The sequence below is a fragment of the Streptomyces smyrnaeus genome (assembly GCF_017676345.1).
Taxonomy (GTDB): domain Bacteria; phylum Actinomycetota; class Actinomycetes; order Streptomycetales; family Streptomycetaceae; genus Streptomyces; species Streptomyces smyrnaeus.
The window spans coordinates 259,714-284,625 of the sequence record NZ_JAFFZM010000007.1 but is presented as its reverse complement, the minus strand read 5'-3'; the positions used below and the strand labels follow the sequence as shown (position 1 = coordinate 284,625).

Genomic DNA, 24,912 nt, shown 5'->3' with positions numbered 1-24,912 from the left:
TAACGTCGGCCCGCGGCAGAGCTCGCTCCTGCTCGCGGACACGACGGGAAGAGGACAGTGAATGATCAGCTTCGGCGGTCGACCGGCGGCGAAGGACCTCACAGCGCGTGCCCGCATTCGGGACGCCGCGCTGAAGCACTTCGCCGAATCGGGCTTCTCAGGGGCGACGATCCGGGAAATCGCCAAAACGGCCGGAGTGTCGCCGGGCCTTGTCCGGCACCACTTCGGCTCCAAGGAGGGGCTGCGCCGCGTGTGCGACACCTATGTGCTGGAAGCGCTGCACCAGTTCAACGACCGGGTCCTGCAGGAGGAGGCACCAGGTGACAGCCCACTGACCGCCGACGACAAACGCGCACTCGACCCCTTCCAGCGCTACCTGGTCAGCACTTTGATCGAGGAGTCGGAAGTGGCGGCCCCGCTCTTCGACGAGATGGTCAAGATGATCGACCGGTGGCTGGTGAAGGCCGACGAGAGCCGCGCCGATCCGCCCATGGTCGACCGCACCACCCGGGCGGCCCTGATGGTGGCACAGACGATGGGCATCGCCGCCTTCCACAAGCACGTCTCCCGGGTGATCGGAATGGACGTGCTCTCCGACGAAGGCGACCAGAAGGTGGCCCTGGCGATGCTCGACATCTACTCCCACAACCTCATCAGCCCCGAGTACGCGGCCTCGGCCCGCGAGGGCATGGCCCAGACGGCCCCGGCGAGCGAGACGAGTAACGACGACACGATGGAAAGGCACTCCGATGACTGACGCCATCTCGGTGCGCGGCTTAGTGAAGGACTTCGGCCCCACGCGCGCACTCGACGGCCTCGACCTGAGCGTGGCCACCGGCGAGGTGCATGGATTCCTGGGGCCGAACGGTGCGGGCAAGTCCACCACCATCCGGGTGCTGCTCGGTATGCTCCGCGCGGACAAGGGCGAGGTGACGCTGCTGGGTGGCGATCCATGGGCGGAGGCCACCGAACTCCACCGCCGCCTCGCCTATGTCCCCGGCGACGTCAACCTCTGGCCCGGCCTGTCCGGGGGAGAGGTGATCGACCTGCTCGGGAGGATGCGCGGCGGGCTCGACAAGCAGCGCAAGAACGATCTGCTGCAGCGCTTCCAGCTCGACCCCAAGAAGAAGGCCCGCACCTACTCCAAGGGAAACCGGCAGAAGGTCGCCCTCGTCGCGGCCCTCGCGTCCGATGTGGAACTGCTCGTGCTCGACGAGCCGACCTCCGGACTCGACCCGTTGATGGAGGAGATGTTCCGGCAGGCCGTCCAGGAGGAGCGCAGGTCCGGCCGCACCGTGCTGCTGTCCAGCCACATCCTGTCCGAGGTGGAGGCGCTCTGCGACCGGGTGAGCATCATCCGCGAGGGACGGCGGGTGGAATCCGGGACGCTGGACGAGATGCGTCACCTGACGCGCACCTCGATCGACGTCACCTTGGAGCAGGAGCCCTCGGGGCTCGACGCGCTTCCCGGCCTCCACGATGTGCGGGTGGAGGACACACGGGTGCGTTGCGAGGTCGACCCCGACCGCCTCGATGACGCGCTGCGGCATTTCGTCGCCCTCGGAGTACGCAACCTGATCAGTCAGCCGCCCACCCTGGAGGATCTGTTCCTGCGGCATTACGAGGCCGACGGCCGCCGCTCAGGGGCGGACGCGGCAGCAGACTCCGGGGCGAACGCGGGAGCGGGCCGGTGACGTCGCTCAAGGGAACGGGCAAGCTGATCCGGCTCATCCTGCGCAGGGACCGGTGGCTGCTGCTGGTCGTCGTGCTGTGGCTGGCCGCCGCCCCGGTCGGCCTCGCCGACACCTACCAGAGCCAGACCGCCGCCGAGCGTGCCGAGTACGCGCGGACCAGCGGCTCCAACCCGACCTTCCTCGCACTGTACGGCCCGCTGCACAGCGAAACCGCCGGCGGCATCGTCGCCCAGCGGGTCGGTGCCATCCCGCTGTTCATCGGACTGATCAGCCTGCTCTTCGTCATCCGGCACACACGCACCGAGGAACAGGCCGGACGACGCGAGCTGCTGAGCGGCACCGTGTGCGGACGGCACGCCGGACTGACCGCCGTACTGAGCGTGGCGTTCCTGGGCAACCTGCTGCTCGGACTTCTCGTCGCCTCCGGACTGAGCCAGAACCTGCCGGGCTCCGGCGCCCTGGCAGTGGGCCTCGGATTCGCGGCAGCAGGGTGGATGTTCGCCGCACTCGGCGGTGTGGCGGCACAACTGACCGAGAACGCGGGCGGCGCCCGGGGCATCGCCATCGGCTCGCTCGGAGCCTTCCTGCTGATCCGGCTGGCCGCCGACACCGGAGGCCCGGGCAACGACCTGTCCTGGCTCCACTGGCTCTCACCTCTCGGCTGGGTGACCGAACTGCGGCCCTTCGCCGACGAGCAGTGGTGGGTGCTGCTGCTGGCCGTCGCCCTCACGCTGCTCGCCACCACCTTGGCGTTCGCGGTCTCGTCCCGCCGGGACATCGGCGCCGGGCTGCTCCCGGCCCGGCTCGGCCCTGCCGAGGCCTCGCCCGCGCTGGGCGGCCCGCTGGCCCTGGCCTGGCGGCTTCACCGCGGGCTGCTGATGGGCTGGCTGATCGCGTTCACCGTGCTCGGCGGGGTGTTCGGCGGTATCGCCGAGGGCGTCGGCGACATGATGAAGGACAACAAGGACCTTCAGAACGTGTTCTCCAGGATCGGCGGCCAGGAAGGCCTCATCGACTCCTACATCGCGTCGATGATGAGCCTGATGGGACTGGTGGCGGCCGCCTACAGCATCCAGGCGGCCCTTCGCATGCGAGCCGAGGAGGAGAACTCCCGCGCCGAGTACCTCTTGGCCACCGGAGTCAGCCGACTGCGGTGGATCGGCGGCCACCTGACGTTCGCCCTGCTGGGGCCCGTGGTCGCGCTGGCCGTCGGCGGTCTGGTCGCTGGCCTCGTGCACGGCGCCAACATGGGAGACGTCGGAGGCGAACTGCCGGGCATCCTGGGCGCCGCCATGGTGCAACTCCCGGCGGTCTGGGTGCTCTCGGCGCTGACACTCGCGCTCTTCGGTCTGCTGCCCCGGGTGACGGCCGCCGCGTGGGGAGGCCTGGCACTCTGCTTCACGCTGGGACAGTTCGGCAGGGCGCTCGACTTCGACCAGAGTGTGCTGGACGTCTCGCCGTTCACCCACATCCCCCAGGTGCCGGGAGGTGACTTCACCGCGGAGCCGTTCGTCTGGCTGCTGGCTGTGGCGGCCGTGCTCGCCTTCGCCGGGCTGGCCACCAGCCGTCGGCGCGACATGGGCGCCGCGTAGCACAAGCACAACGGCACCCCAGGACTTGACAGTCGTCTCCCCGGTCGACTGTCAGGCTGCGGCCGGTCAGCGCTTTCGGGATCCCCCGTCCCCGTGGCGCTGACCGGTCAGCGGTGTCTCCAGCGCCCCGGTGAACTCCCGCACACTCCCGCCGGTGCTGGAGCGCCGCTGTCGGAGCCCGCTGCTACCTTCCCGACATGAGCACCTCGGAAGACCTCCTGCATCGGATCGAGACCGACCCCGCCGTCGCGGAACTGCTGGTGTGGCCCGGCGACTTCGACATCGAACGCCGCGATCCCGTGGAAGACCTTCGGCTGCCGACCGGTAGCCCGCTGCACCCGATAGCGGGATGTGGGGCGGGAGGCACCTATTTCCTGTGCGGCGAGCCAGGAGCCCGGCAGCGTCCCGTGCTGTACGCGGACTCCGAGGGCCAGGCCACGCTCATGGCCGAAGACCTCGCCGAGGCCGTCAGGCTGATCGCTCACTGCCCGTACTGGAGGGACCTCGGTGCCGGCTTCCCCCAGCACGAGCTGGAGGAGCAACTGCGCGACGACCACCCGGACTTCCCGGAGCGCCGGGACCGATTGCTGAAGGCCCTGGATCTGGAGCCCCTGACCGCCGCGGAAGCGGTGGCCCGGCTACGGGCCACCGCTGCGCGCACCTCCCCGGATTTCGTCCCGCGAGCGACGGCGGACGACTGCCTGCCCTACGAGTTGCTCTTCGAGCGGGAACAGTAGGGCCGCAGAAAGAACGAACGCCTACTGCTTACCGGCCGCGTGCCACGTCATCCCCCAGCCGTACTCCATGTCCGCGGCCTGCTGCTTGAGGATGCCGGGCGGCCGGACGATGTACTTCGCCTCCCGCCGGACGACCAGTTCCCCGTCCACGTTCTCGATCAGCGCGATCGCGGCGACCTGCGAAGGAACGGTGCACTCGTCCAGATGCATCTCGACCGGCGGGCCGGCCGGCGGGTACAGCGTGGCGACCCCGTCCAGGCCCGCGAAGCTCGACGCCCCGGCGTAGATGACCACGAACACCAGGAGGCGCTTGATCTCGGCCGCGTGGTCGAGGTTGACCACAAGATTCTCACCCGCGCCCGAGCCGGTCCGGTCGTCCTGGTCCAGCCGGATGTAGGGCGGCTGCTCGAACGAACCGAACTGGTTCTCGATGGGATGGACGATCCCCTTCGCCCCGTTCTGGAGCTCCCACAGACAGGAGAGGTCCAGATCGACGTCCTCCAGCCGAACAGCACCCTTCCCCTTCTTCAACCAGCCACGCGACGGCTTGCGCGCGCTCCACGCCAGATGGACCCGCATGGCCCCTGAGGTGGCGCCCTGCTTGGTCAGCGACACCGCGGGCGCCGCCTTCGTCAACGTGACTTTCGACAGCCGCACCGGCTGTGCGGGGGGAGCGGGAGGGACAGGGGCGGAGGGAGACGGCGGTACGGCCTGTTGTGCCGGTACAGGCGGCACGGGCGGGGGTGCGGGGGCGGCGGCCGGGGGTGGTGCGGCCTGCTGCGTCGGCGGGGGTGAGGTCGGCTCCTCGACAGTGATACCGAAGTCGGTGGCGAGCCCTTCCAGACCGGAGGAATACCCCTGGCCCACGGCACGGAACTTCCACGCGTCGTTGCGCCGATACAGCTCCCCGAGCACGAACGCCGTCTCCGACGTGGCGTCCGAGGCGTCGAACCGTGCCGTCTCGGTGCCGCTCCCGGCATCCAGTACGCGCACGAACAGGCCGGGGACCTGACCGAACGTGCCGTCCGTGGAAGCCGCGATCACCACGGTGGCGATCTCCTGCTCCACCGCAGACAGCTCCACCAGGATCGTCTCGATCGTCCCTGTGCCGTCCGGGCGCCCGCCCTCGTGGCGCACCGCACCACTGCGGTGCGCCGGCTGGTTGTAGAACACGAAGTCGTCGTCCGACCGCACCTTGCCGACCGCTGTCAGCAACAAGGCGGACACGTCCACATCAGGCACCTCGGGCCCTGTCCGCCACCCCAACTCCACCTGGATCCTGGTGGCCGGCACCGGCACATTGGCGCCCTTTTGCAACGACATCTAGGTCTTCCCCCTTCATGACCTTCCAGCCTGCAGCTTAGGGCTACAGCACACCCGCCGCACCGGCCGGTGGTCCCGGTGGTCTCACCGCCGCCAGAACAGGTGGTGCGTCACACCGCTCGGGCTGGGCACGACATCCTGGTGGAACCGGTCGAGCAGCTCGTCGGGGGACTCCCACAGCCGTACCCCGGAGCCGAGCTTCACCTGCGAGACCGCCACATGCATGGTGTCGACGAGGTCGGCTTCCAGGAACTGCCGGATGGTGGTGGCCCCGCCGCCGAGTCGGACGTCCTTGCCCTGCGCGGCATCCCGCGCCTGTTCCAGGACCGAGGCCGGATCGCCGTCGACGAAGTGGAACGTGGTGTCGGAGAGCGTGAACGACGGGCGCTCGTGGTGGGTCATGACGAACACCGGGGTGCGGAACGGGGGCTCCTCGCCCCACCACCCCTGCCACTCGTGGTCCTGCCAGGGCCCGTGCTGGGGCCCGAACTTGTTGCGGCCCATGATCTCGGCACCGATGTTGCGGGTGAAATCCCGGGTGAAGTAGTCGTCGAGACCGCGGCTCCCACCGGGTTCGCTGCGCATGGGCCAGCTCGCCGTGGCGCCGGCCCAGGCGAACATGTCACCGGGGTCGGCGTGGCCGAACGGTCTCTCCAGGCTCTGGTGCTCACCGGCACCGTATCCATCGCTGGAGACGTTGAAGTTCTGGACCCTCAGCAGCTGATTCATGTGGCTCCTCATACCTGGCCGACAAACGTGGTCTGGGGGTTGGACCACCCAGGCGGGCCGAACTCATCGCCGCTGCCGAGAATGGCCGGTCACCCGGTGGCAGGCGGGGGGCGCCATCCGGTCGTGCCGGGGCGCGCTCAGCCGGCGTTGCCTGCCGGCTGAGTCAGGTGCCTCCAGGTCCGCACCAGCTGGCTGAACTCCTTCACCTGCACCAGAACGTGCTCGCGAGCGGCGTTCTCCGCGGTTTCGGCGTCGCCTCTCGCGATGGCGGCGGCGATGTCTCCGTGTTCGGTCAGTGAGCGTCGCATGCGGTCCGGCACGCGCAGCTGCAGCCGCCGGTACGGCTGCAGGACCCGTTTGAGCGCATGCGCCTGCTGCCGCAGATACTCGTTGCCGCAGGAGTCGTAGACGATGCCGTGGAAGCAGGCGTTGGCGTAGTAGTAGCGATCGGCGTCGCCGGCCAACGCGTGCTTCTCGCACTCCTTCAGCGCGCGTTGGAGCTCGTCCAGCGGTTCCTGCTCGATACGGCGGGCGGACAGCCGTGCCGCCATCCCTTCGAGCTCGGCCATGACTTCGAAGCGCTCGGCCAGCTCGGAGACGCTCAACTCGGTGACGTAGGTGCCCTGCTTGGCGCGGATCTGCACGAGCCCTGAGCGCTCCAGCGCCTGGAGGGCTTCGCGGACCGGTGTACGCGAGCAGCCGAACTCCCTCTCCAGCTGGGCAGGGTCCAGTCGCTCGCCGGGGCGGTAGCGGCCGTCGACGACGGCGTTCTCGAGCGCGTCCCGTACGCGCCGGGATTCGGGGATTCGGGCCATGCGCACCTCCGAACGCTCAGGCTAGCCGGTTGTTCGTTCCGTTCCAGGGGGTAGACCGCCGCACTCCTGTGACCTACGGTGCGGCTGTTATATACATCACGCCCCATGATGCATATGGCAGGCGGAGGCGTGAGGAGGAGCGGGGATGGAACACCATGACGGCTGGCTGCTGACCGATCTGTTCAGGGCGCTCGGCCGGCAGCAGGCCGACGAGCCCGGGGCCGGGGAGCCTCGGCACTCTCCGTTGGAGCAACTGCTCGTCGCCTGCGAGGTCCTGATGAGCGACGTGGGCGAGGCCTCGATGCGAGCGGTCGCCGCACGGGCCCTCGCCGCCTACGGCGAGCTCGGCGACACCGGCAAGCTGGCCTTCTTCACCCACATCACCAGGACCTACGATGTCGACGCCGATCAGGTCCGCGAGGCCTTCCGGCGCTGGGAGGCGGCCAGGGACGGCGGGTCCCAGGGCGAGGAGGAGCTGGTCCGCCTCTTCGATGTGGTCGAACCGGCCCGTCAGCAACTGCTCCGCCGGATGAATCACGCGCCGGACGCCACACTCTCCCTGGTCGGCATGCGCGCCGACCTGCGGCGGCTGATGCGCCGTGACCCGCGGCTGCGCCCCCTCGACCACGACTTCCACCATCTGCTCACCTCCTGGTTCAACCGCGGGTTTCTCCGCATGACGGAGGTCACCTGGGACGCACCGGAGGAACTGCGCCGGCAGCTGCTGCGGGGCGAGAAGGTCCACCCGATGGCGGACAGCGGCGAGCTACGCCGCCGTCTGGAGCCGGAGGACCGCCGTGTGTACGCCTTCTTCCACCCGGCAACCGGGGACGTCCCGCTGATCTTCGTGGAGGTCGCCCTGGTGCGCGGTCTGCCGGACAGCATCGCCCCGCTGCTGGAACCGGGCCCGGTGCTCAGCCCCGCCCAGGCGGACACCGCCGCGCTGTACTCGATCAACAACGCCCTGGACGGGCTGGCCGGCGTCTCGTTCGGCAGCTTCCTCATCAAGCAGGTCATCGAGCACGTGGGGGAGCAGCTGCCGCACCTGACGCAGTTCGCCACGCTCTCACCCATCCCCGGGTTCCGGCGCTGGCTCGAGCAGCAGGCCGGGCAGGAGGCCGAGCTGCGGATCCTCGTCGAAGAACTGGCCGCCGTGGCGAAATCCGCCCCCACGAATCCCGCGAACCCCGCGAACCCCGCGGACCTCGCGGCGGCCGACGCCGAGCGGATACGTGCCCGGCTCTTCCCCGCCCTCGCCCGGTACATCGCCGTCGAGCGGAACGACGACGGTCGCCCGCTCGACCCGGTCGCCCGCTTCCACCTGGGCAACGGAGCCGCCGCCTGGCAGCTGAACTGGCCGGCGAACAACTCCGCCGAGGCCTGGCGGCAGTCCTACGGCGCGATGATCAACTACCGCTACGAGCCAGCACAGTTGGAGCGCCGGCACGAGGACTTCGTCCGCCGCCGCACCGTGGTGCTCGGCGGGCCGCTGCGCGACGCCTTTCCGGAGGCTGCGGTCGCGCCGCCCCGCGCCCGAGGCACGTCCACGGCCTCGAACCACCAGACCTCTCCGGGAACGAAAGGAACACCCCCGATGGGACCCCGCACGACGCCCTTCCCGACCATCTACCACTCTTTCGCGGAGCAGGCGGAGCGGCAGCCGGACAAGGCGCTCTTCGAGCTGCCCGACGGGCGGGGTATCACCTACCGCGAGACCGTACGGACCGTGCAACGGATCGCCGCCCGCCTCACCGCCGACGGCGTCACCCCAGGTGACAGGGTCGCCATGCAGGTGGAGAAGTCCCCGGAGGCCATCGCGCTGTACCTGGCCACCCTGCAGATCGGCGGTGTCTTTCTGCCGCTCAACACCGCCTACACCGGCGCGGAGATGGATTACTTCCTCCGGGATGCCCGGCCTCGCGTACTCGTCTGCTCCCCGGAGCGCCTGGCCGACCACGCCCACCGGGCAGGAACCGAACTCGTCGTCGAAACCCTCGGCACAGCCGGCGACGGCACCCTCCTCGAAGGCGACGGCCGCCTCGAACAGGTCCACGACGTCTCGGCCGACGACCCGGCGGCGATCCTCTACACCTCAGGCACCACCGGGCGCTCCAAGGGCGCGGTGCTCTCCCACGGCAACCTCGCCTCCAACTGCCGGGCACTGTTGGAAGCCTGGGAGTTCACCGCCGAGGACCGGCTGATCCATGCGCTGCCGATCTTCCACATCCACGGGCTCTTCGTCGCGGCGAACATGACCCTTGCGGCAGGTGCTTCCATGCACTATCTGCCCAAGTTCGACGCCGGGGCGATCATCGATCTGCTGCCGAGGGCCACGGTGCTCATGGGGGTGCCCACGTTCTACACCCGACTGCTGCGGAACGAGCGGTTCACCCGGGAGGCCTGCGCCTCGATGAGGCTGTTCGTCTCCGGCTCGGCCCCACTGCTCGCAAGCGACCATGAGGCCTTCGAGGCCCGTACCGGCCACGCCATCCTGGAGCGCTACGGGATGACGGAGACCGGTATGAACACCACCAACCCCTACGACGGCGGACCGCGCAAGCCCGGAACCGTCGGCAAACCGCTCCCCGGCACCGAGATCCGTGTGGTGGACGGCGAGACCGGCCGGGAACTGCCCGACGGCGAGATCGGAAGCATCGAGGTCCGCGGCCCCAACGTCTTCACCGGCTACTGGCAGCTGCCCGAGAAGACCGCTGCCGAGTTCCGTGCGGACGGCTTCTTCATCACCGGCGACCTGGGCCGCGTCGACGAGGACGGCTACTTGTGCATCGTCGGCCGGGACAAGGACCTCGTGATCTCCGGGGGGTACAACATCTACCCCAAGGAGATCGAGGAACTGCTCGACGCCCACCCCGAGGTGCTGGAGTCCGCCGTGATCGGCGTCCCCCACCCGGACTTCGGGGAGACGGTGGTGGCCGTCGTCGTCCCGGCACCCGGCAAGCAGCCCCGGGCCGAGGAACTGCTCGACTTCATCGCCGGAGATCTCGCCCGTTTCAAGCACCCCCGCGCCGTGCGCACCGTCGAAGCGCTGCCGCGCAACGTCATGGGCAAGGTGCAGAAAGCCGAACTGCGCAAGCGCTACAGCGACCTGTTCGTGGGCGCGCACACCTGACCCGGCCCTCCACGGGCCGGGCCACGGCACTGACGTACGGGCCGGCCGGCCCACCCCTTCAGTCCCCCCCCATTTCCCGGCCCCACTTCCTTCCCCGTCCCCGCTTCCCCCGTCCCCCGTCCCCCGTTTTTTGAGTCTCTCAGTGTGGAGAAGACGATGGTCATCTATGGAGTGGCAGCACTGGCGCTGTGCATGCTCGTGGGCACGCTCGTCGGTGAACTGCTCGGCGTCGCCGTCGGTGTCGACGCCAATGTCGGCGGAGTCGGATTCGCCATGATCATGCTGGTGCTGGTCACCAGCTGGCTCCGCAGCAAAGGCAAGTTCCCGGCAGCCAGCGAGCAGGGCGTGCTCTTCTGGAGCGCGATGTACATACCGATCGTCATCGCCATGGCCTCCACCCAGAACGTGGTCAAGGCGGTCACCGGAGGACCGATGGCCATCTTGGCCGGCCTCGCCGCGCTCGTCGCGGGAGGCGCCCTGGTCCCCGTGCTCACGCGGATCGGGAAACCGGCGCAGCCGCTGGCGCCGCTGACCGCCGAAGAGAAGCAGGAGGCCTGAGATGGACGTGTTCGCCTCCGTCTTCGAGGACAACGGCCTGCTGGTGGCGTTCGCGCTGATCGGTGCACTGATGCTGTTCTCCGGGTGGCTGTCCAAGACGCTGACCCGCGGCCGGCTGCAGGGCTCCGCCATCGCCATTCTGCTCGGCCTGATCCTGGCCTACTGGGGCGGTGCGGTGACCGGTGGCGAAGACGGACTGGCCGACTTCGCCGCCCTCTCCGGCCTGAGCCTGATGGGCGGTGCGATGCTACGGGACTTCGCGATCGTCTCCACCGCGTACGGCGTGGACCTGCGGGAGATCAAGCGGGCCGGGCCGGCCGGCGCGCTCTCCATCCTCCTGGGGGTACTGGTCTCGTTCGCGGCCGGGTCGGTCATCGCCGCGGCCTTCGGCTACACGGACGCCGCCTCGATGGCGACGATCGGCGCCGGTGCGGCCACCTACATCGTCGGGCCGGTGACCGGCACCGCGGTGGGCGCGAGTTCGGAGGTCATCGCGTTGTCCGTGGCGGCCGGTCTGGTCAAGTCGGTCGTGGTGATGGTGGGAACACCACTGATCGCCCCGCTGATCGGTCTGAACAACCCGAAGGCCGCCATGGCGTTCGGCGGGCTGATGGGTACGACCTCCGGCGTGGCCGGCGGGCTGGCGGCCACCGACAAGCGCCTTGTGCCCTATGGAGCGATGACGGCGACCTTCTACACGGGCGTCGGCTGCCTGCTCGGCCCGTCACTGCTGTATGTGACGCTGCGGGCGCTCGTCGGTGGATGAGCCAGGCGGCCTCCTCACTGTCCGGAGGCGGGCGATGCACCGCTCGGCGGCGGCCGCATCGGCCCTACGGGGATGGGGTCACCGCCCGAAGACCGCGTCGGCGCAGGCCAGCGCCTCGAAGGCGGGTGCGTTGCCTGAAGGCGGATGCGTTGCGCCCTGTCGGACGGAAGAACCTGGCCGATCGGCCAGAAAGCATGGCCGGTCAGCCGAGGCCGAGCCGGAGAGTGCGGGCTAGCGTCCTTCTCAACAGGTAGCACCACGGAGGGGAAGGCGCCCGATGGATCAGCGAACGTCCGACAGCAACGCCGGCGTGACCACCGAGTTCGAAAGGGACGTCGTCAAGCTGTTGCTGGAGGCGATGCGCGCGGTGGCCAAGCAGGAACGCGAGGACGTCGGTACGGAAAGCGTGCTCTACGCGCTCGTCTCGGGCGACTCGGCCGCGGGTTCCGCGATCGCCCCCGGTATGAAGGCCTCTGGTTCGCTCGGCGGCTCGATCGGATGCCGGGGGACGTCCGTGTGGGTCAGTGACGACGCGGGCGACGGCGCAGCGGGAAGCCCGGACGACGAGCGGGAGATCGACGCCTTCTGGCGGGAGGTCCGGCACGAGGAGGCCAAGAGACTGCGCTGGAAGAACCGGAAGAAGAAGGAGGAGGAGAAGCAGCAGGGAGGCGTCGAACTCCCGCCGCTCACCGGCGCGTTGCGGACCTGCCTGCGCAAGGCGCTGGAGATCGCACGGGAGGAGGGAACCGTCTCCGTGCGCGTCCGCCATGTGGCACGCGCACTGGTCGAACTGCCCGACACACGTGCCCGCGAGGCCATGGTGCTGCAGAAGCTGGATGTTGCGGCTGCCTCGACTGCGCTCGACGCGTTGCGGGGGAGCGACGAGGCGCCGGAACCCGGCTCGGTGTTGATGCTGCGCAAGGCGGGGACGTTCGGTAGGAGCGGTAATCCGCTGACCCGGAAGTTCACCGCCTGGATCTTCGGGGGCGGCGCCGGGTTCGGCTCCGCTCTCGTGAGCGCGGTGCGCGCGGAGGCACCACGAGTGGCGGTGCGGCGCGGGGCGTCGGAGATGGAAGCCGTCGATGTGCTGCTGGGAATCCTGGCGCTGGACCGGTCGTTGACCGTCGCGGAACGTGAGCTGCCCGAAGAGCTGACGGGAGCGAACCAGGGGGCGGCGCTCCTGCACCGACACGGCGTACGGCAGGATGCTCTCGCCCGAGTGCTGCTTCCCACCACCGGGGACGCGGAGGAAGAGCCCCCGGAGATCCGCGGCTCCGCCGACTTCGAACGACGCCTCCTGCATGTCACAGAGTTCACTGCCGCCGCTCGTAACTCGCCCACGGTCGGCACCACCCACCTGCTGGCCGCGCTGCTGGACAAGGCCGGGACGAACGCGGAGACCGCGGCGGAGATCGAGCGTGTGCTGACCGAGAGCGGTGCGGACATCGCCGGACTGCGGGCGGAGCCGGAGCTCCGGCTCCCGGCGGGAGCGGCACGTGCTGCCTGAGTCCGCAGTGGTTCGCCGACACGTACGACCGGAGCAGCCGTTGAGAGCGGAACCCGCACGGAGGAGACCTTGAGCCCGGCAGCGCGACTGTGGAAGCGGATGCGCCGCGAGACCACCGCGGTCCGGAACGCGATGCGCACCGCGCCCCGGCGGACGGTCGTCATCGAGTCCGTACTCGCCGGCCTGGTCCTGCTGTGTTCGCTGGTGCCGCTTCCGCTGATACCGTCGGCCCACCCGGTGGGGGTTGCCGTCATGGGCGTGTGGACGGCGCTGCTCGTGCCCGCGCGGCGAAGGTACCCAGCCCTCACGGTGTTGGGCTGCATGCCGGTGATCGCGGGGGAGAACGTGTGGTCGACGGTGGTGGTGCCGTGCGTCGTGTGGTCCGCCGTACGCCGCATCACTCCCGCACGGCGTGCTTGGGCAGTGGTCGGGGCGAGCGCTGTCGGCGCCGTGCTCCTGTCGATAGCCGTCCAATCCCTCAGCGGGCTCCCGACGTTGCCGTACCTGCTCGCCGGTGCCGGCGTGGCTGCGCTGTTCATCCTGCTGCCCGCGCTGTCCGGCATGGTGCTGGGGCATCGCCGCCCGCTGAAGGGGCTGCTGCGGGAGCGCAATGCCTACCTCGAACAGACCCGCTTGCTCACCGACGAGGCGGCCCGCATGGAGGAACGGGCGCGCATCGCCGCCGAGATGCACGATCTGCTCGGCCACCGCATCGGCCTCATCTCGGTGCACGCCGGAGCCCTCCAGCTCGCCGCCGAACGACAGGCGCCCCCGCTGGCCCCCCAGGCCGAACTTCTGCGCACCACCGCCGGAACGGCCATGGACGAGCTGCGCGGCATTCTCGGCGTCCTCCGGCACCAGTCCGGCGAGGACATCGGCGAGCGGGGGACACGCGAGTCCCTCTCGGCCCTGGTCGCGGATTCCCGGAACGCGGGGGCCGACGCAGAACTGCACTGGAACGCGACCGGGGCGACGGATGCGGACGCCCGCACCCGGCAGGCCGTCCACCGTGTCACCCGCGAAGGACTCACCAACGCGCTGAAGCACGCGCCTGGCGCACCAGTCCGTGTGACGTTCCAGGACGAGGGAGACACGGTGGTGGTCGCCGTCGTCAACGAGGCGCCGCCGGTCCCGCGTCCGCCCGGGGACGGGAACCGCAGCGGACTCGTCGGCCTCCAGGAAAGGATCAACCTGCTCGGGGGCGCTCTCCACGCCGGACCGCGCCCGGAGGGCGGCTTCGTCCTCTCCGCCCGTATACCCGTCCGGCCCGATGTGCCGCCTGTGTACGCCACTTCTCCCGGGCCGGTCTCCGACGGGGCGGGCTCCCGGCCCCCGCTGTCCACGGAGGTCCTCACATGGCCCCGCCTCCTGGGAGGCGGTTGCGCGGCGCTGCTGGTGCTGCTGCCGACGGTCAGCGCCACCATCGCCCTGCTGATCATGGCAGTTCTAGACTGAGCCGATGATCCGAGTCCTGATCGCCGACGACGAGGCGCTGATGCGCACCGGGGTCCGCCTGATCCTGGAGAACGACGACGAGATCCGTGTCGTGGCCGAGGCGCAGGACGCCCATGAGGCCGTAGAAGCCTGCCGCACCCACCCCGTCGACGTCGCCCTCCTCGACATCCGGATGCCCGGGGACGGCATCACCGCTGTCACCGAGATCACCCGGCAGTCGTCCCGCACCCGAGCGGTGATGCTCACGGCCTTCGGCGAGGAATCGACCGTCGCCGGCGCTCTGCGCGCCGGAGCCCACGGCTACCTCCTCAAGGACACCGGCCCCCGCGACCTCATCGACGCCGTACGCCGCGCCGCCGCCGGAGAGCCCGTCCTCGCCCCGCAGATCACCCGCCAACTCGTCGACTTCCGGACCCGACTGGGCCACGGCAGCGAAGCCGCCTCACGTCGGATCGCCGATCTGACACCGGCCGAGCGGGACGTCCTGCGGCTGCTGGGCACCGGTCTCTCCAACGCCGAGATCGCCGCACAGCTCCACCTGAGCCCCGGCACGGTCAAGGCCCACATCAGCAGCATCCTGACCCGCACCGACTGCACCAACCGGGTCCAGGCGGCGGTGCTGGCGCACGAGGCGGGGCTGCTCGTGTGACGCCCGGCCACCTGGCCGGGGACCTCGATGTCATTCGTCCAGCGGGATCAATCGGGTGATCCGAACGACGAGACCCAGCTGTCAACGCGGGCCCAGCTGTCAACGTGGCGCCAGCCGGTCGATTTCGGTGAGCACGGCGTCCGCGTACGGACGCACCTGCGCCTTCAACTCGCGGCTCCACCTCTCTTCGGAGTAGCGGGAGGTGAGATACAGCTGTCGAGCATGTTCCAGTACAGGGCGGTGTTCCGGTGGAAGTCGCGCCAGGGCCCAGTCGGCGGCGGAGTCCTTCGGCCTGCTCTCCCCGGTGGCGAGCGTGGTCCAGATGCGGGCCAGGGTCAGCACGACGTTGCGGGTGTCGCTGTCCAACTCGTCGAGCAGCGCCGGAATACCCGACACGCCCGCCCGCACCAGGTCCTCGTGCGGAACGCGCTCCAGCACCTGCGCCGGCGGCGGGCCACTGAGCGTGTGGTCACCGGACAGCGCCATCGTGATGAGCAGGGCCAGATCCGGCATCGGCTCCGGCTGGGGGAGCATCCCTGCCTCGAACTCGGCGCGCAGCCACTCGCCGTACTGGAAGTCGCAGGTCGGAGGGTACCGCCACGGGCGGACCTCGGACTGGACGACGACAGTCAGCTCGACCGGGCGGAGGCTGCCGGGCGAACCGGAACCGGAAATGCGCAGCAGCCCATCGAGAAGTGCCTGCCGTTCCCGGTCGTTCATACGGCGCCGTGAGACGACGAGGACGTCCACATCACTGGCCGGTCGAAGGCCGCCGAGCACCCATGATCCGTGCAGGTACGTCCCGATGGCCTCGCGCCCCAGCGCACCGCCGAGAAGGCCCGCGATCTTCTGCAGTTGCTCCATCGCCCCAGGATGCCGCCCCGGCGCATGCAGCCGCACGCACTTACGTCGGGTGCCGCTGCGGGCTTCGAGACGTGGTCAGTGCGTCAGTTTCAGACCGGCAACGCAGCCGACGATGCCGACCAGCAGCAGCAGCTTCACCGGGCCGGCTGATTCACCGTCGAAGAGCATGGCGTAGGTCGCGGTGAGCACCGCTCCGATGCCCACCCAGACCGCGTAGCCGGTGCCCACGGGCACCGTCCGCAGCGCAAAGGCCAGTCCGGCCATGCTCAGCACCAGCCCGAGGCCGAAAACAATGCTCGGCAGGGGACGGGTGAAGCCTTCCGATTTGCCCAGCGCCGTTGCCCACACTGCTTCCAGCACTCCGGACACCACAAGAACCAGCCATGCCATGACAGACACCCTTCGCGTCGTCTTGTCATGACTGGGTACGGCGCACCTCGTCCAGGAGCCTGTCGGGCTCTGCCGTCCACGATCGCACATCCACTCGTGCCTGTGGCAACCAGCGTGGTGATCGCTGTCACCCTCGAACGTCAGGTGGTTCTGCTGGGTCCGTCGTCCTCGGCAGTGGTGGCTGCCCGTCTGCGGGCTCGATAGGCGGCGGCCTTGACGCGGTTGCCGCACGCGTCCATACCGCACCAGGTGCGCCGGGCGCCCCGCGAGCGGTCGAGATAGATGCGGGTGCAGCCGGGGCGACCGCACTCCTTGAGGCAGGCCTGGGGGTCGGCCAGCACGGAGATACCGCTTCTGGCTATGTGCGAGAGCACTGCGCGCAGGTCTCCCGACATACGCAGCCCCGCGTCGCTCAGCTCCATCTTGGGCACCGGTCCGGCGGCCGCGTCGTTGACGATCCGGAGGCCGGCCGGGTCGAAGCGCCGATCGAGCACGCGGTCGAGAGCGAGCTGGTAGAGCGCCTCCCGCAGCGACAGCGCGAATTCGAAGGTCGGGAAGTCGGCGGTGACCCGGTCGGGAAGCTCGTCACATGCGGCCACCCAGCGTTCGAGGTCAGCAGGAGTGGCAAGGGTGTCGTCGGGCTCGTCCCGACGAGACCCCACGGTGCCGGCCAGGTCGAGGGCTGCGTTGCCGCTCACGTACGCGAAATTCACATCACCATCTTGACCGGTGACGAGCCTGGCGGCAATATCGTCACCTGTTGAACCGGTGACGCCAGAGCGAAGGAGCACGCATGGTCGAGATCTGCGACATCGAGGTCGTCGTCTTCGACATCCTCGGAACACTTGTCGATGAACCCGGCGGCCTCCGAGCGGGCATCCGCGACGCGGTGCCGACGGCCGACGACGCGGCCGTCGACGAGCTGCTCACCGTGTGGCAGCAGCATGTCGAGCTCGAACAGCAACGCATCGAGCAAGGGAGTCGCGCGTACGTCAGCAGCGAGATCATCGACCGAGAGGCTGCTCATCGGGTGGCCGACCGTGCCGGTATCGCCGATCCGGCGACCGTTGCCCGGCTGGCAACAGCGAGCCGGCGGTTGCCCCCTTGGGGAGACTCTGTCGCCGGTCTGGAGCGGCTGGCGCGGCGGTTTCCCGTGGTGGGACTCTCCAACGCCGCCCGGACCGTTCTGCTCCGGCTGAACGCGGATGCCGGGTTGCGGTGGCACCAGGCCTTGTCCGCCGAAGCCGTCCAGGCCTACAAGCCGGCGCCGGAGGTCTACCAGCTCGCCCTCGACACCGCCGGTTGTCCACCGGAGCGCGTGCTCAAGGTGGCCGCCCACGCCTGGGATCTGCGCGGAGCTCAGGCGCAAGGTATGCGGACCGCCTACGTCCAGCGGCCGGTCGGGGACCCGCCGACGAGCACCGATGTCTTCGACTGGCGGTTCGACGGACTCGATGAACTGGTCACCGCGTTGACGGAGACCTAGCCGATCCGATCGGCCCCGCCGCGTCCGGTGACGTCAGTCGGGGGCTTTCGGGGCGTTCGGGGCGTTCGGTGCTTTCGGGTTGCTCCGGGATATCGGCGACCGCGTCGGTGTCACGCACTTGAGCCCACGCTCACTCGACACCCGTCCTCAAGTCCGGTGGGACAACGGTCTCTACTCGGCGTGCAGGGTCTGCCTGGCGGCTTCGGTGAACCGGGTGAGGGCCGCCCAGAACGGTCTGTACCGGTTGTCGAAGTCTCTCTCGGCGCCTGCCTCGTCGGCCAGCAGAGCCTTGAAGGCCGCGTAGAAGTTGCTGACCTCATCCTTCAACGCCTCCGCTGCCGCGACCACGTCTGGAGGCCCCTCGAGATCGATCACGCGTACGCAGCGTCGAAGCTTGGCGTATTCATCGCGTTCGCGGTCACGCAGCTCGGTACGGGCGGCGAGGCGTTCGCCGGCGTCGCTGATCTGCCGGGTGGTCGATACCTCCCAGTACAGTTCCGCCATCCGATGGGTGTGCTCGATCAGGTCGATGTATGCCGCACGTCGGCTCTCACGTAGTTGATGCATTCGTTGTGTCTCTGCTGCGGAGTCCGCCTGTATCCGGGCCGCCTTGGCATTGCCTTGGTTCGTCACCCAGCTGGCGAGGACAGCCGTGCCGCCGGTCAGGGCAGCGATCCAGAACGCGTTGTCCACCACGCGACAATATGCTGTCGCAGCCGTCATGGTCGGCCCACGCGAGCCGAGCCGGAATCGCAATTCCGGACAATCCGTGAATGCCCGTGACAACCGTGATCGCGCATCGCAGTGCGCTGCAGTGAGCCTCCGCCAACTTGGAATCACAGGTCACAGGGCTGGTGTGACCGGCTCTCGGGGTGTTCGTGCTGGTCGTCGGCGGCAGTTTGCGCGGTAGATCGTTTGCCAGAGCTGGAGGGGTTCGCTGATTCCTACTCGCTGGAGTCAGGCGGCCTTCTACCTTCCGAGGCATGGATCCCGAGCTGCTGAAGCGGATCACCGTGCGGCGTGTGAAGCTGGACGAACGTGAGGAACTGCTCGCCAGGGAGTTGGCGGAGATGCGGGCCGAGCGGGACGAGTTCGCTGTCGCGTAGCGGGTTCTTGAGCGGGTGAGCGAACAGCTCGCCAACGAACGCGCCTCGGCCGCGCCGGCGCCCGGGCAGGTGGGAGGACGAGCGGTGATGCTGATCCCGCACCGAACACCAGGCATGGAGGAGACCGTGCTCCCGCCGGACTACCAGCGCATCCTGGCCACCGTGCGGCAGGCGGCCGGACCGGTTCACGGCCCGGCAGGTCGGCGACGCCCTGGGGATCGATGTCAGCGTGCGGTCCAAGTTGGAGCCGCTGCGCGGGAAGCTGGTCAGACTCGTCGACCGCGGCTTGCTGCGTAAACTGCCCGACGGCCGCTTCACCACCCGTTTGTGACCTGCCCCGCCACCTGCGACCGCGCGGCGCGGGCGTAACCACGGGGCATGCCGTGCTGCGCCACGACCAGCGCCTGGCCGACATGGCCGGCGGCAACAACGTGTCCGGGTCCACCGTCCGCCGCTGGCGCGACGAGCTGATCACCTTGCTCGCCGCGCAGGCACCGCGCCTGGACCGCGCTCTGAAGACGATCGCCAGGCAGGGGCGGGGAGGTGGTCTTGATCGACGGTACCCTCATTGCCACCCAGCGCCGCACCGGGAAGGCCGACCGGCGCAACTACTCAGGCAAACACCACCGGCACGGCCTGCCCTTCCTCGCCCTGACCGACGAGCGGGGCCGGCTGATCTGGATATCCGCCGCCCGGCCCGGCCGCACCCACGACAACACCGCCGCCCGCCACGATCACGTCCTCGCCGTCGGACGCGCACCGGTCGAGCACGGCTTCGCCCACCTCAAGAACTGGCGGATCCTGACCAAGCTCCGCACCGACCCCGCCCGCGCTACCCACCTCCTGCGCGCCCTGCTCGTCCTGACGAACCTCGAAGTCAACCGCTGAGACAATGTCCGGCCCCGTCCTGTACCCAGCCTGCGTGTATTGGGAGGTTGGAGGGCCTGCGCCGCTCGTGCGGCAAGCCCTCCAACTGCTGCAGAAAGGATCGATCAGGACCTCGGACCGCGACATGCTGTGGAGTCGCTGCGTGTACCTGGGTCGCCGTCCTGCTGCCACTGCTGGACCAGGAGCCATGGCGTCAGAATCGCCGCCGAGAGCGGCTGCACTCCCGGGGCATTGACGTGGCGGTTGGGGAACGGCTCATGGAGGTCTTGGCGTCCTTGGCCGCTCACGCTGTCGCGGTGGACGCTTCCTTGTCCGCTTCAGAGTTCGAGACCCTGCCCCTCAGTGTCGTGGCCGACGCGGCGACCGGCAAGCAAGACTTGGAACTACTCGCTGGCCTCCCAGACACCTTCGCTGACGACCGCGACAACGTTGCAGTCAAGGTTTTCCGCTTGTACGCCGGTACTGACCTCTGCTCGTCGGGGTGAACCGTGGGGAAGTTCCCGAGGTGATGTCGTACTGTCGGCGCCTCGTACCACCTCGTTCGTGCGGGACCGTCACTCGCCTGGGGAATGTGCGGCATTTACGGACGGATACGGCTCCGCCTGTGTGTAAAGCGAAGTCGTCTGGGGCCAGGCCCCCTTCTTGAGGGCTTGGAGACCATTCAGCCCCTGGCGTGAACCGGTACGAGGGGACCGTCCGGGGTCAGCTCACCGGGTCACTGGCAAAGGGCCGGTACACCCGGTGTCGGGAGACTTGAATTCATGGAACGCACCGAGTGGGCGCACGGATCGTCCCGGCGGTGTCGTCCACTCCCGGACGATGTCATCCGCTCCTGGGAGCTTCGGCACGTCGCCGGTGTCAGCCGGTTTGTAGACCGTCGAGAAGAACGGTCAGCACCAAGTGGTGACCCTGTGCAGGGTCAGGCTCGAGTCCCAGCACACATCCCTGTACCGCTGGGGCGCCGGTCAGCCGCAGGACTTCCTGCCAGGCCAGATCCCGGCGAAGACGTCCCTGGTCCTGGGCGCGTTCGATGACCCTCCGGGTGAGGTCGAGGAGTTCGTGGCGCTGCTGGGCGACAGTGGGTCCGCCGTGCTGGTCCAGGGAGCCGGACAGTCCCGCGTTCTGTGCGGTGCGCAGGGCCAGGCCGGTGAACAGCAACGAGAAGCCCTCCCAGGCGTCATCGCAGTCCAGGGCCTGGTGTGCGGTGTCGATCAGTTCGGTGAGGATGTCGCTCAGCACCGCCGCCATGAGGTGGTCGCGTTCGGGGTAGCGCCGGTAGACGGTGCCCACGCCGACGCCGGCCTCCCGCGCGATCTCGTGGTAGCTCACGTCCAGCCCGGTGGAGGCGACGGCACGACGCGCGGCCGCGAGTACCCGCGCGGCATTGCGCTGGGCGTCGGCGCGCACGGGCATCGCCGTCCTTTGGGTCGCCACAGGTCGCTCCGTGTTCATCACCCCATCTTATCCATAAGTGGACAGCTTCTGTCCGCCTCCTCTACTATCGTGGAAGCGGACAAGATCGGTCCGTTTTTTTGGCTCGTGCGAGAGGTGCGAAGCATGGAATCCCGCGTGTGGCTGGTCACCGGCGCGTCCGGCGGGTTGGGCCAGGCCCTGGTCAGTGAGGTTCTGAGTTCAGGTGAGCGAGTGATCGCGGTCACGCGTGGCGACGGGCCGCTGCAACCGCTGACCGCCGCCTTTCCCGGGCGGCTGCGCACCGTGAGCGTGGACATCACCGACGCCGGTACGCGGCGTCCGGTCCTGGATGACGCGATCACCAGGTTCGGCCGCCTCGACGTCGTCGTCAACAACGCCGGCTACGCGCTGGCGGGCCCCTTCGAGGAACTGGACGACATGGAGTTGCGCGCCCAGTTCGAAGTGAACTTCTTCGCCGCCGCCAATGTCCTGCGCGCCGCTCTGCCCCACCTGCGCGCGGCGAAAGCCGGCCGTGTGCTGCAGATAAGCTCCCTGGCAGGGCAGACCGGTGTCCTAGGGATGAGCGCCTACACGGCCGGCAAGCACGCCCTCGAAGGTCTGAGCGTTTCACTGGCCGCCGAACTCACCCCGCTGGGCATCCGGACAACGATCGTGGAGCCCGGAGCAATCCGCACCGACTTCCGCGCCAACTGGGCGAGCCGGCTGCCCAGCGGCGCCGCCCTCCCCGATTACCTTCCCGTGCACGAAGCGCTGGCGCGCTCCGCCGCCACTGCGGGAGGCCAGATCGGCGACCCCGCCCGCATGGCCCAGGCCCTCGTCGCCCTCACCGATATGCCGAGCCCCCCGCTGCGCCTTCCTCTCGGCAGCGACGCCCTCGCCGGCATCGAAAACGCCCGCAGCGACCAACTCCAAGAGCTACGCCGATTCGCGACCCTGAGTGCTTCCACCGACCACACAACGGCGATCTGACATGACCGAGCACCGCACCACCAGTCGTTTCGCCGTCGTCACAGGTGGCAGCGAGGGCCTTGGCCTGGCCATCGCCGATGCCCTCGCCCACGACGGCGCGAACCTGATCCTTGCCGCCCGCAACCGCGACAAACTCGAGACCGCCGCCAAGGAACTTGGCCGTCACGGCACCATCGTGCACACGGTGTCCGCGGACCTCTCCGCGCCCGAGGCCCCCGCCCAGATCGCCGCGCGCATCGGAAACCTGACCGACCGGGTCGACACCCTCGTCAACAACGTCGGCACCGCCCACTTCGCCTCCCTTGCCGACACCACGGTCGACCAGATGAACACCATGTGGCACCTCAACGTCCAAGTGCCGCTGCTGCTGAGCCAGCAACTCCTGCCCGCCCTCGTGAACGCTCGGGGAAGCATCATCAACATCAGCAGCTACTGGGCCCGCAAAATGGTCGCAGGCCGTCCTTCGGCCGCCTACTCCGCCACCCGCGGAGCGCTCAACTCCATGACCCGGGCGCTGGCCAGTGAACTCGGCCCCCAAGGAGTCCGTGTCAATGCCATCGCTCCCGGCGCCGTCCGCACTCCCAAGTACGAACGCTCCTATATCGCCCCCATGACCGCAGAGGAACGCACTGCACACGACGAGCAGATCGAGCACTCCTACCCCCTGGGACGTCTCGGCACTGCCCAAGACGTCGCCACCGCGGCCGCCTATCTGGCCTCGGCCCAGTGGACCACCGGCACCATCCTCGCCGTCGACGGCGGGCTCACCATCCGCTGACTTCCGCAAGGTTCCTGAGGCTGCGTCAATCTGACGGCTGGTCCTATTTGTTGAGTGTTCAGTTGTTGTTCGGGGGCAGGCGCCCCCGGAGGCGACCTGGAACGCGTTCAGTGGAGCCTTCCAGCGCATGGACCACCACTTGCCCCTTGCCACGTGTTTCTGGCGGCTGCGGTCGACCGCGCGGTGACGTCGGGTTCTGCGCGAAGGCGTGCCGGGGTACGTGCCTCAGCCGTGGTCCCGCACCGCAGCGAGGCACTGGTCGTAGAGGTCTGCCAGGTCGATCCGTCCGTCATGTTCGGCCCAGAGTTCGGTTGCCGTGTCGATACAGGCGAAGACCGCCGCGACGATCGCCTTGGCCTGCGCGTCGGGAGCCAGCCGACCGGAGCCGTTGCCCAGTCGCGCCCGGATGACGGGGACGAGTTCGGCCTGCCAGCGCAGTCGCTTCTCGACGTAGCGGGCACGCAGCGAGGGCGTGTCGAAGATGAGGCGGGACAGTTCCAGCGCGCGCTCAGGGGGGTGGTTGGCGGTCAGAATGACCTCGAATCCGGCGCGTAGGGCATCCCAGGCGGACATCCCGGCCGGTTGCTGCTCGACCGTCCTTTTCAGCAGCTCGCCCAGCGCCTCCTGGTCGCCGCAGACCAGGTCCTCCTTGGTTCCGAAGTAGCGGAAGAGGGAGCGCTGCGAGATCCCCGCCTCCCGCGCGATCTGGGCGATCGTCGTCTGCTCGTAGCCCTGCTCGGCGAACAGGCGTACCGCCGTATCCAGGATCGCCTGGACGGCGACCTGCCGCGAGCGCTCCCACAAGGTCGTCATGGACGTCAGGATACCCCTCTGGACAGCGACCGCCTACTTGGCATTAACTGCCAACAAGGCAGCTACTGAAAGAAGGATGACCATGTCGACCGTCGACTACCACGGACACACCACCCTCATCACCGGGGCCAGTGCGGGCCTCGGCGCCGAGTTCGCCCGCCAGCTCGCCGCCCGCGGCTCCGACCTGGTGCTGGTCGCCCGCCGCAGGGACCGCCTGGAGAAGCTGGCCACCGAACTGCGCGAACAGCATCGGATCCAGGCGCACGTGGTGGAGATGGACCTGGCCACGGAACACCCCGGGCAGGCGCTGGCCGCGCAGGTGGCCGAGCTCGGCCTGCACGTCACGAGCCTGATCAACAACGCCGGGTTCGCCACCTTCGGCCCTTTCCACCAGGCGGACCCGGACCGGCTGCGCCGGGAGATCGCGGTCGATGTGACCGCGGTCGCCGACATCAGCCGTGCCTTCATCGGCCAACTGCGTACCGCGGGCCGCGGGGTACTGGTCAACGTGGCGAGCATGGCCGCCTACCAGCCCAACCCGCGCATGGCGCTCTACGGGGCGACCAAGGCGTTCGTGCTCAGCCTCACCGAGGCTCTGTGGGAAGAGTCGCGCGGCACCGGTCTGCGGGTGCTGGCCCTGTCCCCCGGCGCGACCCGGACCGAGTTCTTCGACGTCGTGGGCACCCAACAGGCCGCCGGAGGGACCAGGCTCGCCTCGCCCGCCGACGTCGTCCGCACCGCGCTGGCCGCCCTGGACCGCAGGAACCCGCCGCCCAGCGTCATCGCCGGCCGCACGAACCGGGTGATGGCCTTCCTCGCCCGACGCCTGGCCACCCGGCGCCAGGTCATCCGGGCCATCGGCCGACTCACCGCCAACGGGGCATGACGATGGGCGGCCCTGCCGACGAGCCGACAAATCCCAGACAGGGCAGTCGATGAAGTCAGTCAGTAAGTGAGTCAGGCTCACCAGTAGGACTACCAGCCACATTCTCACTGTCAGTAAGGGCGGCCAGATCAGTCTTCAGCTCTTTCGGCTGGGCACGGAAGTGCGTCATACGCTGACCATCCTCGACGCCCGCGAGTCGGTGCCGCCCTGACGCGCAGAGACATCTTCGGCCGGGCGGACGAGGCTCACCTGCCGCTGTAAGTAAACCCGCTCCGAGTGCCGCCGAAAACACAGCCTGACGGATGATCTACTCCGCAGACAGCCGCCCCCGACCAGCGTGAGC

The 24,912-nt window shown here is 69.0% G+C and carries 25 protein-coding genes and 1 riboswitch; of the genes, 16 read left to right on the top strand and 9 right to left on the bottom strand.

All coding sequences use genetic code 11. The annotated features are described in order from the left end of the window. Positions 1-61 precede the first annotated feature (61 nt). The 4 genes from JW613_RS14380 (at position 62) to JW613_RS14365 (ending at position 4,023) form a co-directional block, all read left to right on the top strand. A complete protein-coding gene (locus JW613_RS14380) occupies positions 62-757 on the top strand; it encodes a TetR/AcrR family transcriptional regulator (protein WP_209211193.1) in 696 nt (231 codons plus the stop codon). Beyond that, positions 750-1,694, top strand: a complete 945-nt coding sequence (locus tag JW613_RS14375; protein ID WP_209211192.1) for an ABC transporter ATP-binding protein — start codon at positions 750-752, stop codon at positions 1,692-1,694. Before JW613_RS14380 ends, JW613_RS14375 begins: the two co-directional genes overlap by 8 nt. Beyond that, positions 1,691-3,286 (top strand): ABC transporter permease, encoded by a 1,596-nt coding sequence (locus JW613_RS14370; RefSeq protein WP_209211191.1) that lies wholly within the window; start codon positions 1,691-1,693, stop codon positions 3,284-3,286. Before JW613_RS14375 ends, JW613_RS14370 begins: the two co-directional genes overlap by 4 nt. Before the next feature lie 197 nt (positions 3,287-3,483). Further along, complete coding sequence (locus tag JW613_RS14365) at positions 3,484-4,023, top strand: hypothetical protein (RefSeq protein WP_209211190.1); 540 nt, start codon at positions 3,484-3,486, stop codon at positions 4,021-4,023. A 21-nt stretch (positions 4,024-4,044) separates the two neighbouring features. Here the strand turns inward: JW613_RS14365 and JW613_RS14360 are convergent, their stop codons facing one another. The 3 genes from JW613_RS14360 to JW613_RS14350 form a co-directional block, all read right to left on the bottom strand. Next, positions 4,045-5,346, bottom strand: a complete 1,302-nt coding sequence (locus JW613_RS14360) for a TerD family protein (protein ID WP_209211189.1) — start codon at positions 5,344-5,346, stop codon at positions 4,045-4,047. Positions 5,347-5,430: 84 nt separating this feature from the next. Beyond that, entirely contained in the window at positions 5,431-6,075 is a 645-nt protein-coding gene (locus JW613_RS14355; protein WP_209211188.1) for a dihydrofolate reductase family protein, read from the bottom strand. Positions 6,076-6,212: 137 nt separating this feature from the next. Beyond that, on the bottom strand, positions 6,213-6,890 hold the full coding sequence (locus JW613_RS14350; protein WP_209211187.1) for a GntR family transcriptional regulator: 678 nt from the start codon (positions 6,888-6,890) through the stop codon (positions 6,213-6,215). Positions 6,891-7,035: 145 nt separating this feature from the next. Between JW613_RS14350 and JW613_RS35775 the strand changes: the two genes are divergently transcribed. The 6 genes from JW613_RS35775 (at position 7,036) to JW613_RS14315 (ending at position 14,955) form a co-directional block, all read left to right on the top strand. Further along, positions 7,036-10,020: an AMP-binding protein gene (locus tag JW613_RS35775; protein WP_245225605.1), complete on the top strand. Its 2,985-nt coding sequence runs from the start codon at positions 7,036-7,038 to the stop codon at positions 10,018-10,020. Between the two features lie 156 nt (positions 10,021-10,176). Continuing rightward, a complete protein-coding gene (madL, locus tag JW613_RS14335) occupies positions 10,177-10,578 on the top strand; it encodes a malonate transporter subunit MadL (protein WP_209211186.1) in 402 nt (133 codons plus the stop codon). Between the two features lies 1 nt (position 10,579). After that, the gene (madM, locus tag JW613_RS14330; RefSeq protein WP_209211185.1) at positions 10,580-11,344 is read left to right on the top strand and encodes a malonate transporter subunit MadM; all 765 of its coding nucleotides are present in this window, start codon (positions 10,580-10,582) and stop codon (positions 11,342-11,344) included. 277 nt (positions 11,345-11,621) lie between these two features. Next, the gene (locus JW613_RS14325) at positions 11,622-12,851 is read left to right on the top strand and encodes a Clp protease N-terminal domain-containing protein (protein WP_209211184.1); all 1,230 of its coding nucleotides are present in this window, start codon (positions 11,622-11,624) and stop codon (positions 12,849-12,851) included. 69 nt (positions 12,852-12,920) lie between these two features. Then, entirely contained in the window at positions 12,921-14,306 is a 1,386-nt protein-coding gene (locus JW613_RS14320; protein WP_245225603.1) for a histidine kinase, read from the top strand. A gap of 4 nt (positions 14,307-14,310) precedes the next feature. Continuing rightward, positions 14,311-14,955, top strand: coding sequence for a response regulator (locus JW613_RS14315; RefSeq protein WP_209211183.1), 645 nt, complete (start codon positions 14,311-14,313; stop codon positions 14,953-14,955). Positions 14,956-15,054: 99 nt separating this feature from the next. On the opposite strand, the gene JW613_RS14310 is transcribed toward JW613_RS14315, so the two are convergent. The 3 genes from JW613_RS14310 to JW613_RS36590 all read right to left on the bottom strand — a co-directional run bounded on the left by JW613_RS14310 (position 15,055) and on the right by JW613_RS36590 (position 16,922). Continuing rightward, positions 15,055-15,819: an aminoglycoside adenylyltransferase family protein gene (locus tag JW613_RS14310; protein WP_209211182.1), complete on the bottom strand. Its 765-nt coding sequence runs from the start codon at positions 15,817-15,819 to the stop codon at positions 15,055-15,057. Between the two features lie 75 nt (positions 15,820-15,894). After that, on the bottom strand, positions 15,895-16,209 hold the full coding sequence (locus JW613_RS14305) for a DMT family transporter (protein WP_209211181.1): 315 nt from the start codon (positions 16,207-16,209) through the stop codon (positions 15,895-15,897). An 11-nt stretch (positions 16,210-16,220) separates the two neighbouring features. Continuing rightward, positions 16,221-16,282: riboswitch (guanidine-III (ykkC-III) riboswitch) on the bottom strand. A 67-nt stretch (positions 16,283-16,349) separates the two neighbouring features. Continuing rightward, on the bottom strand, positions 16,350-16,922 hold the full coding sequence (locus JW613_RS36590; RefSeq protein WP_209211179.1) for a CGNR zinc finger domain-containing protein: 573 nt from the start codon (positions 16,920-16,922) through the stop codon (positions 16,350-16,352). A gap of 80 nt (positions 16,923-17,002) precedes the next feature. Between JW613_RS36590 and JW613_RS14295 the strand changes: the two genes are divergently transcribed. Continuing rightward, complete coding sequence (locus JW613_RS14295; RefSeq protein ID WP_209211178.1) at positions 17,003-17,695, top strand: haloacid dehalogenase type II; 693 nt, start codon at positions 17,003-17,005, stop codon at positions 17,693-17,695. 171 nt (positions 17,696-17,866) lie between these two features. On the opposite strand, the gene JW613_RS14290 is transcribed toward JW613_RS14295, so the two are convergent. Continuing rightward, positions 17,867-18,388: a hypothetical protein gene (locus tag JW613_RS14290; protein WP_307865898.1), complete on the bottom strand. Its 522-nt coding sequence runs from the start codon at positions 18,386-18,388 to the stop codon at positions 17,867-17,869. A gap of 290 nt (positions 18,389-18,678) precedes the next feature. Between JW613_RS14290 and JW613_RS36370 the strand changes: the two genes are divergently transcribed. Then, positions 18,679-18,801 (top strand): hypothetical protein, encoded by a 123-nt coding sequence (locus JW613_RS36370; RefSeq protein ID WP_280635159.1) that lies wholly within the window; start codon positions 18,679-18,681, stop codon positions 18,799-18,801. Between the two features lie 549 nt (positions 18,802-19,350). Next, positions 19,351-19,689 (top strand): transposase family protein, encoded by a 339-nt coding sequence (locus tag JW613_RS14280; protein ID WP_245225601.1) that lies wholly within the window; start codon positions 19,351-19,353, stop codon positions 19,687-19,689. Between the two features lie 858 nt (positions 19,690-20,547). Here the strand turns inward: JW613_RS14280 and JW613_RS14275 are convergent. Then, a complete protein-coding gene (locus tag JW613_RS14275; RefSeq protein WP_307865897.1) occupies positions 20,548-21,123 on the bottom strand; it encodes a TetR/AcrR family transcriptional regulator in 576 nt (191 codons plus the stop codon). A 69-nt stretch (positions 21,124-21,192) separates the two neighbouring features. On the opposite strand from JW613_RS14275, the gene JW613_RS14270 reads away from it, so the two are divergent. Beyond that, positions 21,193-22,092: an SDR family oxidoreductase gene (locus tag JW613_RS14270; protein ID WP_307865896.1), complete on the top strand. Its 900-nt coding sequence runs from the start codon at positions 21,193-21,195 to the stop codon at positions 22,090-22,092. Between the two features lies 1 nt (position 22,093). Next, the gene (locus JW613_RS14265) at positions 22,094-22,870 is read left to right on the top strand and encodes an SDR family NAD(P)-dependent oxidoreductase (RefSeq protein ID WP_209211175.1); all 777 of its coding nucleotides are present in this window, start codon (positions 22,094-22,096) and stop codon (positions 22,868-22,870) included. A 225-nt stretch (positions 22,871-23,095) separates the two neighbouring features. On the opposite strand, the gene JW613_RS14260 is transcribed toward JW613_RS14265, so the two are convergent. Then, on the bottom strand, positions 23,096-23,683 hold the full coding sequence (locus JW613_RS14260; RefSeq protein ID WP_209211174.1) for a TetR/AcrR family transcriptional regulator: 588 nt from the start codon (positions 23,681-23,683) through the stop codon (positions 23,096-23,098). Between the two features lie 82 nt (positions 23,684-23,765). On the opposite strand from JW613_RS14260, the gene JW613_RS14255 reads away from it, so the two are divergent. Beyond that, a complete protein-coding gene (locus JW613_RS14255; RefSeq protein ID WP_209211245.1) occupies positions 23,766-24,569 on the top strand; it encodes an SDR family NAD(P)-dependent oxidoreductase in 804 nt (267 codons plus the stop codon). Positions 24,570-24,912: the final 343 nt, after the last annotated feature.

What these genes read in the sequence shown, in the direction of transcription:
- JW613_RS14380 (WP_209211193.1), top strand. Translation starts at nt 62, where the DNA reads ATGATCAGCTTCGGCGGTCGACCGGCGGCGAAGGACCTCACAGCGCGT.
- JW613_RS14375 (WP_209211192.1), top strand. Translation starts at nt 750, where the DNA reads ATGACTGACGCCATCTCGGTGCGCGGCTTAGTGAAGGACTTCGGCCCC.
- JW613_RS14365 (WP_209211190.1), top strand. Translation starts at nt 3,484, where the DNA reads ATGAGCACCTCGGAAGACCTCCTGCATCGGATCGAGACCGACCCCGCC.
- JW613_RS14360 (WP_209211189.1), bottom strand. Translation starts at nt 5,346, where the DNA reads ATGTCGTTGCAAAAGGGCGCCAATGTGCCGGTGCCGGCCACCAGGATC.
- JW613_RS14355 (WP_209211188.1), bottom strand. Translation starts at nt 6,075, where the DNA reads ATGAATCAGCTGCTGAGGGTCCAGAACTTCAACGTCTCCAGCGATGGA.
- JW613_RS14350 (WP_209211187.1), bottom strand. Translation starts at nt 6,890, where the DNA reads ATGGCCCGAATCCCCGAATCCCGGCGCGTACGGGACGCGCTCGAGAAC.
- JW613_RS35775 (WP_245225605.1), top strand. Translation starts at nt 7,036, where the DNA reads ATGGAACACCATGACGGCTGGCTGCTGACCGATCTGTTCAGGGCGCTC.
- madL (WP_209211186.1), top strand. Translation starts at nt 10,177, where the DNA reads ATGGTCATCTATGGAGTGGCAGCACTGGCGCTGTGCATGCTCGTGGGC.
- madM (WP_209211185.1), top strand. Translation starts at nt 10,580, where the DNA reads ATGGACGTGTTCGCCTCCGTCTTCGAGGACAACGGCCTGCTGGTGGCG.
- JW613_RS14325 (WP_209211184.1), top strand. Translation starts at nt 11,622, where the DNA reads ATGGATCAGCGAACGTCCGACAGCAACGCCGGCGTGACCACCGAGTTC.
- JW613_RS14315 (WP_209211183.1), top strand. Translation starts at nt 14,311, where the DNA reads ATGATCCGAGTCCTGATCGCCGACGACGAGGCGCTGATGCGCACCGGG.
- JW613_RS14310 (WP_209211182.1), bottom strand. Translation starts at nt 15,819, where the DNA reads ATGGAGCAACTGCAGAAGATCGCGGGCCTTCTCGGCGGTGCGCTGGGG.
- JW613_RS14305 (WP_209211181.1), bottom strand. Translation starts at nt 16,209, where the DNA reads ATGGCATGGCTGGTTCTTGTGGTGTCCGGAGTGCTGGAAGCAGTGTGG.
- JW613_RS14295 (WP_209211178.1), top strand. Translation starts at nt 17,003, where the DNA reads ATGGTCGAGATCTGCGACATCGAGGTCGTCGTCTTCGACATCCTCGGA.
- JW613_RS36370 (WP_280635159.1), top strand. Translation starts at nt 18,679, where the DNA reads ATGGATCCCGAGCTGCTGAAGCGGATCACCGTGCGGCGTGTGAAGCTG.
- JW613_RS14265 (WP_209211175.1), top strand. Translation starts at nt 22,094, where the DNA reads ATGACCGAGCACCGCACCACCAGTCGTTTCGCCGTCGTCACAGGTGGC.
- JW613_RS14260 (WP_209211174.1), bottom strand. Translation starts at nt 23,683, where the DNA reads ATGACGACCTTGTGGGAGCGCTCGCGGCAGGTCGCCGTCCAGGCGATC.
- JW613_RS14255 (WP_209211245.1), top strand. Translation starts at nt 23,766, where the DNA reads ATGTCGACCGTCGACTACCACGGACACACCACCCTCATCACCGGGGCC.